This window comes from Paratractidigestivibacter sp., from assembly GCF_052362415.1.
Lineage (GTDB): Bacteria > Actinomycetota > Coriobacteriia > Coriobacteriales > Atopobiaceae > Paratractidigestivibacter.
In genome coordinates, this window is the sequence record NZ_DAWEMK010000016.1 from 18,664 (window position 1) to 27,382 (window position 8,719).

Sequence of the window (8,719 nt, forward strand, 5' to 3'; positions counted from 1 at the left end):
CTCTGTTGCGAGGTTTTGGGCAACCTGGGCGATCACGGGTTCGCCGCTGGCCTGGGGGATTTCGATGTCGACCACGTCGACATCGACTGGCACGAGGCGTTCAAGAAGCTGCACAGAAAGACGAGCGAGCAGGGCCGCGAGGTCGGCATCCGCCTGGGCGACTGGGTGCTCTCGCGCGGGCTCTCCGATGGCGACGTGCTCGGGGTCGTGGAGGGCGAGGGCGGCTGCGGCGCAGACGGCCGCGCCGCGGTCGCAGGCGCCGGAGCAGGCGGTAAGAAGACCGTCGTCGCGGTGCGCCTCTTGCCAACGAAGTGCCTGGTCGTCGACGTCGCCGAGGACCATCCCTTCATGCTCGCCAAGGTCGGCTGGGAGGTGGGCAACACCCACACGCCGCTCTTTTACGGCGAGGGCGCCTACCAGGTGCTCTGCGAGTACTCCGAGCCGCTCGAGCGGCTGCTCTCCGGCGCGCACGCCGTCGAGCTGACCGTCGCCGAGCGCGTGCTCGACCCGGCGCGGCGCGTCTCGGCGAGCGGGCACCACCACCCGCACGGCGAGGGGCACCACCACGGCGAGGGCGGGCACGGCCACGACCATGGCAGCGAGGCCGGGGCCGCCGCTCTCTCGCACGGCCGCTGCCACGATCACGACCACGGCCCTTCTTCCCATGGCTGCTGCCACGGGCACGACCACCATGGCGAGTGAGGCCGCCGCGCGCGAGCTCATGCTCATGCAGGTGTGCGACTCGGTGTTCCCCATCGGTGCCTACTCGCACTCCTTCGGGCTGGAGACCTACATCCAGCTGGGCATCGTCCGCGACGAGGAGACGGCGCGCGAGTACGTGGGCCAGCAGATCCGCTACCCGCTGACCTACACCGAGCTGCTCGGCATGAGACTGGCGCACGAGGCGGCTGCCGCGGGCGACTGGGCGCGCGTCGCCGACCTCGAGGCAGTGATGGCGGCGGCTAAGGTCCCGGACGAGACCCGGACCGCCTCGTGCAGGATGGCGGCCCGCTTCTGCAAGACGGCCGAGGGCTTCTTGGCGGGGGAGGCGGCGACGGCGTTCGCCGCGTACTCCGGGAGCACGGCCGCCGAGCGCGGGCGGCACATGGTCAACGCGGCCTACGGCGTCTGGGCGGCGCTCGCGGGGATCGGGCTTTGCGAGCTGCTGCGCCGCTACCTGTACGCGCAGGTGTCCGCCATGGTCGTGAACTGCGTGAAGACGGTCCCCCTGAGCCAGACCGCGGGGCAGGAGATCCTCTTTGCCTCGGCGCCGCTCCAGGTCGAGGCGGTCGAGCGCGCGCTTTCCGCCGACGAGGGGATGCTCGGGCTCTCGATGCCCGGGTTCGACACCCGCTGCATCGAGCACGAGACGCTGTACTCGCGTCTGTACATGAGCTGACGCGGGCAGGCCGCGGCTGGATGGCCCTGCGCGGGCCCGCAGCCTGCCAGCGAGTAAGGAGAAGTTCCATGTCCTATGTACGCATCGGAGTCGCCGGGCCCGTGGGCTCCGGCAAGACCGCCCTCATCGAGGCCTTGACCCGCAAGATGGCGGGTGAGTACTCCATGGGCGTCGTCACGAACGACATCTACACCAAGGAGGACGCCGAGTTCCTCACCGCCAACTCGGTGCTGCCGGCCGACCGCATCGTCGGCGTCGAGACGGGCGGCTGCCCTCACACCGCCATCCGCGAGGACGCGAGCATGAACCTCGAGGCCGTCGAGGCCATGGTCGAGGCACACCCCGACATCCAGATCATGTTCGTGGAGTCCGGCGGCGACAACCTCTCGGCGACCTTCTCGCCGGAGCTCGCCGACGCGACGATCTTCGTCATCGACGTGTCCGAGGGCGACAAGATCCCGCGCAAGGGCGGCCCGGGCATCATGCGCTCCGACCTGCTTGTGATCAACAAGATCGACCTCGCACCCCACGTCGGCGCCTCGCTCGAGGTCATGGACCGCGACTCCCGGCGCATGCGCGGCGAGCGGCCGTTCGTCTTCACCGACATCCGCGACGACGACGGGGTCGACGAGGTCGTCGCGTGGATAAAGAAGAACGTGCTTCTCGAGGACCTGGCGTGAGCGAGGTCGCGGGCGCCGTGGCCGGGGTGGCGTCGGGCGACGGCGCGGGCACGGTCGGCGTGACGGCGGGCGCGGCGGGCGCCAGCGCGGCGGGCCCCAGCGCGGGCAATAAGTTCGGCCGCGTCTCTGAGCTGCGGCTCGTTGCCTGCGAGCGCGGCGGGCGCACGGTCCTTACCGAGGCCGCGGCGACGATGCCGTTCAAGGTCATGCATCCCTTCGAGGTACCCGCGGCGAGCCTGTGCGGCGCGGCCGGCGTGCCCGGCCTCGCGCAGAAGGCCGCCGAGGTCATGGTCATGTCCGCGTCCGCGGGCATCATGGCCGGCGACGCGCAGTCCATCGACGTGCGCGTCGGCGTGGGCGCGGCGCTTCGCGTGACCAACCAGGCCTTCGAGAAGATCCACCGCATGGAGGCGGGCAAGAGCGCTTCTCGCTCGACCCGTCTGGCCGTCGCGGAGGGCGCCTACCTCGATTACGCCCCGCAGCCGATGATCCCCTTCGCGGACTCCGAGTACGCGGCGGACTGCGTGGCCGAGCTCGAGGGGCCGGGGGCGCGGCTCGTGTTCGAGGAGGTGCTCTCGTGCGGGCGCGTCGCGCGCGGCGAGAGGTTCGGGTACCGCTCGTTCAAGAACCGCGTCCGCGTGAACGTCGCGGGCCGTCCGGTCTACCTGGACAACGTCGTGTACGACCCGGCGACCATGCCGATGGAGGGGATGGGGCTCTACGAGGGCTTCTCTCACCTGGGGAACCTCGTGCTCGTCAACTGCGAGGTGGGGGAGGGCGCCTTCACGCGCGCCCGCGACTACCTGCGCGACGAGACGGGCGTCATCGGCGCCGCGGCGGGCTCGCCCGTGGGCGCCGCCGAGGGCAGCGAGGCCATCAGCGGCGGCATCACGCGCCTCGCGTCGGGCGACGTCTGCGTCTGCCTCCTCGGCCACCGCGCCCAGCGCGTCTCCGACGTTCTCTCGCGCGTGCGTGCCCTCCTCGCCAACGCTGGGTGACAGTCATTGGGTACAAGTGCACTTAGCAGGCCCGAAGGCCTCTGCACACATCGAGGCGCCCATGAACAGAATCCAGCAGCTCGCGTTCCGCACAAAGAAGTTCCTTCACCGCGCGTTCAACATCCGCGAGGGCCGCGCGCCCTACCGCGTGATCCATCGGCGCTTCGTCAACGGGGCGCGGCTCACCGGGACGCACCTGTGCATCCTCATCGTCGCCATGCTCATCGCCTGCATCGGGCTCGACACGGACTCCGACATCGCCATCGTCGGCGCCATGCTCATCTGCCCGCTCATGGGGTCGGTGCTCGCGATCTCGTACGGCGTCGCCACGCTCGACCGCGGCATCACGGCCGAGGCCATCGCGGGGCTCGCGCTCCAGATGGCGTTTTGCCTGGTGACGTCCACGATTTACTTCAAGATCTCGCCCATCGCGTCCACGACCCCGGCGCTCGTGGACAATTCAACTCCGACGGTCTGGGACCTCGCGCTCGCGCTCGCGGGCGGCTTCGCGGGAGGTCTCGGGATGTCGCGCGAGCAAGAGCCCGCGACGCTGATCTCGGGCGTCGCGGTGGCGACCGCGCTCATGCCGCCGCTGTGCGCCGCCGGCTACGGCATCGCCGCGGGGAGCCTCTCACTGTTCCTCTCGGCGCTCTACGAGTTCGGGATCAACGTTGTGTTCATCGCGCTGGCGACGGAGGCGGTACTGCTCCTGCTGCGCGTGCCGCTCAAGCGCGACCTCGACGGCGACGGCGTCGAGACCAGGGAAGAAGCCGCGATTGCGAGCGAGCTCTCCCGCAAGGTCCGCCGGCGCGTGGTGCTGGGAACAATCGTCTTCGCCATCCCGTGCGTGCTGCTCACGGCCGGCTCCATCGACACGGCGGCGGGCGGGGTCGAGGATGGCTACGGCGTCGCCGAGACGACGCGCGAGCTCGCCGCTGCCCTGCCCGGCTTCGAGCGGTACTCGGTCGACGTCGAGGTCTCCGCGGACGGCGCGACGGGGGATGGCGCAGCTTCTGACGGCGCGGCAAGAGGGGCCGCGACGCGCCAGGTCGTTGCCCGCGTGACCTGCAAAAACGAGCTTGACGACCGCTCGAGGCAAACGGCCGAGAACCTCATCCGCTTGAACGTCCCCGGCCTCGACCGCGTCGACTTCATCGTCGGCAAGTAGCTTCGTCGCCGGGAGGCCGCCTTGCCCCGGCGCGCAGTTCTGCTGACAAGTAGCTTTGTCGCCGGCAAACAGCGTTGCCTCGGTTCGCGGTTCTGTCGGCATGCAGCTTCGCCACTGGCAAGCCGCCTCTTCTCGACGTGCGGTTTCCCGAAGCCCCCCAATCGCTCACAGACCGCTCGCGAGGAATGCTACACTGGCCCCAACATTCGCAAGAAGCATCAAGGGGATGTCTTTTTGGTCATTGTTCTTTAGGGAACGGCTAACCGCATAGCTCGACGTGGCCGCACGCGCGGCAAGCCCTTGTGCGCCGATTTTATGCCCATAATCGCCGTTCCTCCTGATTTCTTTGTATCAAACCCTAAATCAGGAAGAGAAGAACAGCACAATGACAAACGCTGATTCCTACCCTAGCGTCAACCTTGGATATGGCTCTTGTCCGAGTTCCAGCCCCACCCGCTTCCCCAAAACCGCGACCTTCCCCGTCTCCCTCGTCCGCGAGAAGATTATGGGTCCCAACCCGCTCAAGCTCTGCGAAGAGCTGCTAACCGGCTCCGACCTGCCCCATGGCAGCCGCGTCTGCGACCTAGGCAGTGGAACCGGGATTACGAGCGCGCTTCTTGCCCGCGAGTACGGCCTCGACGTGTACGCCGTCGACCTGTGGAGTGACCCTGCCGAGAACCGCGCGTTCTTCGATTCGCTCGGAATCCCCGTGTCTTCGATCCATCCCGTGAAGGCCGACGCCTCCCGCGGGCTGCCTTTTTGCGCGGGGTTCTTCGATGCCGTGGTGAGCATCGACTCGTACAACTATTACGGGCGCGACTCGCGCTACCTCGACGAGCGCCTCTTGCCGTACGTGCGGACGGGCGGCGAGCTCCACCTCAGCATCCCCGGTATGGTGCATGACTGCCACGATGACCTGCCGTCGTGCTTGCTGGCCTCGTGGACGCCCGAACAGCTCGAGTACATGCACGACATGGCGTGGTGGAAACGTATGCTTGGACAATCCCGCGGCGTGCGCATCGTCGACATGCGCGAGATGACCTGCACGCGCGAGACGTGGACAGATTGGATCGCCTGCGACAACGAGTACGCCGTCGGCGACCGCGCCGCCGTCGCGGCGGGCGCGCTGGATTACCTCAACACCATCGCGATCACGCTGCAGAAGTTGTAGCAGGGCTTCGGCAGCGAGGGTTGCTCGCGGGCCGTCTCGCCCCGGCGAGTCGCGTCGATGCCCGGCGCCCGGCGCGAAGTCACTTTTTCGATCCTGACGCCGTGGATGCGTCGAACACCCACGCTTGGCCCTCTTAGGGCACTTCTGTAGAAGTACCCTAAGAGGGCCTTCAGGGGACCTTCTTTCCAGTGACCTGCGGTTTTGTCGGTCAGCAGATAGTTAGGGTACTTCTGTAGAAGTACCCTAGAGAGGCTTTTGGGGGTCTTTCCAACTCACGACCTGCGGTTTTGTCGATGATTAAAAAGCTAGGGGACTTCCCCGGAAGTACCCTAGGCATGCGCCCCGGAACTGTTCTCGGCGGCTTCGGCGGAGCGGGCGCCCTCCCCGCCGTCAAAGCCGAATCGCGTCCCCGCCGCCTCCGTGGTCAATCGCCAGATTGGAATGAGCCATAGGTAGAAGGCGGCGCACCAGCACGCTGCCGGCGCACCGCACATCGAGACGACCGCGCCGCCCGCGATCGACCACGGCACCAGCGGCGCCACCACCACGGCGGCGTCCTCGATGTCGATCGCGAGGTCGCGCGCCCCCGCCTCGGCATGCCCGCAGAGCTGGCTCGTGAGCATGATGCCGAGCGTCTGGTTGCAGGCCACCATGCTCGCCGGGACCGACACAGCGAGCACGGCGGCGTACGGCGACACCCTGCGCGCGAGCCCCTCGACGAGCCCGCGCACGCCGTCGAGCAGGCCGGTCCCGTCGAACAGCCCCGAGAAGCTCGACGAGAGGCATACCACCAGCGAGACGTTGACCATCGAGACGACTCCGCCGCCCGACATCAGCTCGGCGACGGTGGGGTCGGCGGGGGTAAAGCCGAGCACGCACACGAAGGCGATCTGGCCCGCGGACATTCTGCGCGCGGCCGCGCACACGAGCGCGGCGAGCGCGATGCTCACGCCCATCGTCGCGGCCGTCCCGAACGAGGTCCCGATCAAAAACGACATCAGCGAGCACATGCAGAAGACCGCGAGAGGGGCGACGGCGGGCCGCACAAGGGGAGCCGCCAGCACCACGACCTCGGAGACGGTCCCGCACGCGCGCCACAGTGCCGTGAGCGCGCCGATGAGCACGAACGACTCGAGCACGCCGCGAGCAGACGCGACCCCGCGGGCGCACATGCAGGCGAGCTCCCTTAGGCGGCAGCCTCTCCATAGCCCGTAGCCGATGAACAGCGCGAGGCCCGCGACCAGCGCCGCGACGATCGGCACACCCGTGAACACGCAAACCATCAGCTCGGCGCAGAACACGCCGAGCACCGCCGACTCCACCATCGAGGCCCTTCCGCTATCGACCCGGTGCTTCTTTTCGGCACACTATGGGCCGCGGCCGTCGCGTGCTCGCCCTTTCTCCCGGAGATTTGACGCGACCGCAACCTGTCCTGCGGCCTTCGCCCGCGTTCACGGCCCGCGTTCACGGCTCGCGGCTCGCGACCGCGGGCAGACGTGACCCCCGCGAAAAGACGGGATCGCTTTCTCCTGGTAGAGCCTCTTTATGTTCGCAGCCTGCGTTTTGTCTTTTTGAAGTGCGACCCTCATCCTCGGGAGGAGATGCGCGCCGTCCGTCGGTTCGCGAGCTCGGAGAGCGCGACCATGAGAGCGAGCACGGCGACGTAGAGCCACGGCAGCGCCCCAGCCGCTCCGGCGCCCGCGACGAGCGCGCATACCGGCGGGAAGAAGGTCGACCCTACGTATGCGCAGGCCATCTGGAGACTGACCATGCCTTGCGACGCCGCCTCGCCGAAGCGCGACGGCGTGAGCGCGACGATGCTCGGGTAGATCGGCGCGCAGCCCAGGCCCACGAGCGCAATCGCGGCCGAGAGCGCCGCAGCGTCGTTTTTGCATGTGACGAGAAGCACCAGCCCACAAGCGATGACGACCTGCCCGGCGCGGATCATGTTCCGTCCCGCGACGCGGTTTGCGACGACGCCCGAGACGAAGCGCCCGAAGGTGATGCCCAGGTAGAACAGCGCGACCATTGACGCGGCCTGCGCCTCGCCGATGCCGCGGGCGAGCACGAGGTGGCTCGCGATCCACAGGCCCATGCTCGACTCCAGCGCGGAGTAGCACCCGAACGAGCCGATGACGGCGGCGGCGCCCGGAAGGCGCAGGAGCTCGGGGTAGGAGAGGGGCTTGGCGGCCGAGCCGCCCTGGCCCTCGCCGCCCTCGTGGCTCGTGCCCAGGTTGTCGCCGTTGCTGCTGGAGCCGCAGGTCTTGTCCGCGCAGCCCGAGCCCGAGTCCGCCGCGTCGCCGTTCGCGCGGCTCGCGCCTGCCGCATCGTTTACGCATCCCTCGTTGCCTGCGTCCGCGCCCGCCGCGTCACTGCTTTCGGCCATCTTCGCGCCGTCCGCGACCGCCGCGCCGTCCCTGTCCGCGCCGGTCCTTCTCCACAGCGGCAGCGACGCCACGAGCGCCGCCGTGATCGCCGCCTGCGCGGCGCCGATGACGAGATACCCGCCGTGCCAGCTGAGCGGCCCCGCGAGGGCCCAGCCCATGGCCACGGGCCCGACGCTCGTGCCGATGCCCCAGCAGCAGTGCATCCAGCTCATGTGCCGCGGACCGTAATGGATAGCGACGTAGTTGTTCAGCGCTGAGTCGACGGCGCCCGCGCCGAGCCCGTAGGGGAGGGTGAGGAGCACGAGCTGCCAGAACTCCCTGCAGGCCGAGAAGCCCAGGATCGCCGCTGCGGTCAAGCCCACGGACGCCGCGACGAGCCTGCCCGTGCCCCAGCGCCGCACGAGCTTTGCCGTGGCCAGGCTCGAGACGATGGTGCACGCGCTGATGAGCATGCTGAGCGCGCTCTGTGCCGCCACGGGCGCCCCGAGCTCGGGGTACATCACGGGCCAGGCGGACCCGAGCAGCGAGTCCGGCAGCCCGAGCGAGACGAACGTGAGGTAGATCACGGGAAGAAGAAGCGAGGTCAAGGGGCACCTTTTTCGAGTCCGGGTCGCGGCGAGGCCGCAATAGTATCAAAGCCACCCAATGGTAGCGGAGGCGGCGCCGCGACGGGCGGCGTCCTTCTTGCCGCGCTTCTCGCCAAAAGCACGGAGCGTCGGAATCCCTGTGCCGGAATCCCCGACCGTCGGTAATCCTGCACCGGAATCCCCGACCGTCGGTAACGCCCTCACGGGAATCCGGGAGTGTCTGTACCGACGCTCCCGGATTCCCGTGCAAAGAAGGGCACTTCTCACCAGGAACCGGTACCGTCGGTAACGGTCGCGCGGAATTCCCGGACCGTCGGTACCGACGGTCC

7 protein-coding genes and 1 pseudogene are annotated in these 8,719 nt (G+C 68.6%); 6 read left to right on the forward strand and 2 right to left on the reverse strand.

What is annotated here, in order from left to right; all coding sequences use genetic code 11:
* The 6 genes and pseudogenes from ACT84W_RS03045 to ACT84W_RS03070 all read left to right on the forward strand — a co-directional run.
* Positions 1-702, forward strand: a pseudogene (locus tag ACT84W_RS03045) (hypothetical protein); the annotation flags it as partial.
* Entirely contained in the window at positions 665-1,399 is a 735-nt protein-coding gene (locus ACT84W_RS03050; RefSeq protein WP_444328167.1) for an urease accessory protein UreF, read from the forward strand. The pseudogene ACT84W_RS03045 and the gene ACT84W_RS03050, both read left to right, overlap by 38 nt.
* A gap of 68 nt (positions 1,400-1,467) precedes the next feature.
* Entirely contained in the window at positions 1,468-2,079 is a 612-nt protein-coding gene (gene ureG, locus ACT84W_RS03055) for an urease accessory protein UreG (protein ID WP_417576341.1), read from the forward strand.
* Positions 2,076-3,077, forward strand: coding sequence for an urease accessory protein UreD (locus tag ACT84W_RS03060; protein WP_444328168.1), 1,002 nt, complete (start codon positions 2,076-2,078; stop codon positions 3,075-3,077). The genes ureG and ACT84W_RS03060 overlap by 4 nt, the downstream gene beginning before the upstream one ends.
* A 61-nt stretch (positions 3,078-3,138) precedes the next feature.
* Positions 3,139-4,245: a DUF389 domain-containing protein gene (locus tag ACT84W_RS03065; protein ID WP_417576343.1), complete on the forward strand. Its 1,107-nt coding sequence runs from the start codon at positions 3,139-3,141 to the stop codon at positions 4,243-4,245.
* Between the two features lie 505 nt (positions 4,246-4,750).
* Entirely contained in the window at positions 4,751-5,416 is a 666-nt protein-coding gene (locus ACT84W_RS03070) for an SAM-dependent methyltransferase (protein ID WP_444328169.1), read from the forward strand.
* Positions 5,417-5,745: 329 nt separating this feature from the next.
* Here ACT84W_RS03070 and ACT84W_RS03075 read toward each other — a convergent pair whose 3' ends face one another.
* Entirely contained in the window at positions 5,746-6,741 is a 996-nt protein-coding gene (locus ACT84W_RS03075) for a Na+/H+ antiporter NhaC family protein (RefSeq protein WP_444328170.1), read from the reverse strand.
* A gap of 260 nt (positions 6,742-7,001) precedes the next feature.
* Positions 7,002-8,390: an MFS transporter gene (locus ACT84W_RS03080; RefSeq protein WP_444328171.1), complete on the reverse strand. Its 1,389-nt coding sequence runs from the start codon at positions 8,388-8,390 to the stop codon at positions 7,002-7,004.
* Between the last annotated feature and the right edge of the window lie 329 nt (positions 8,391-8,719).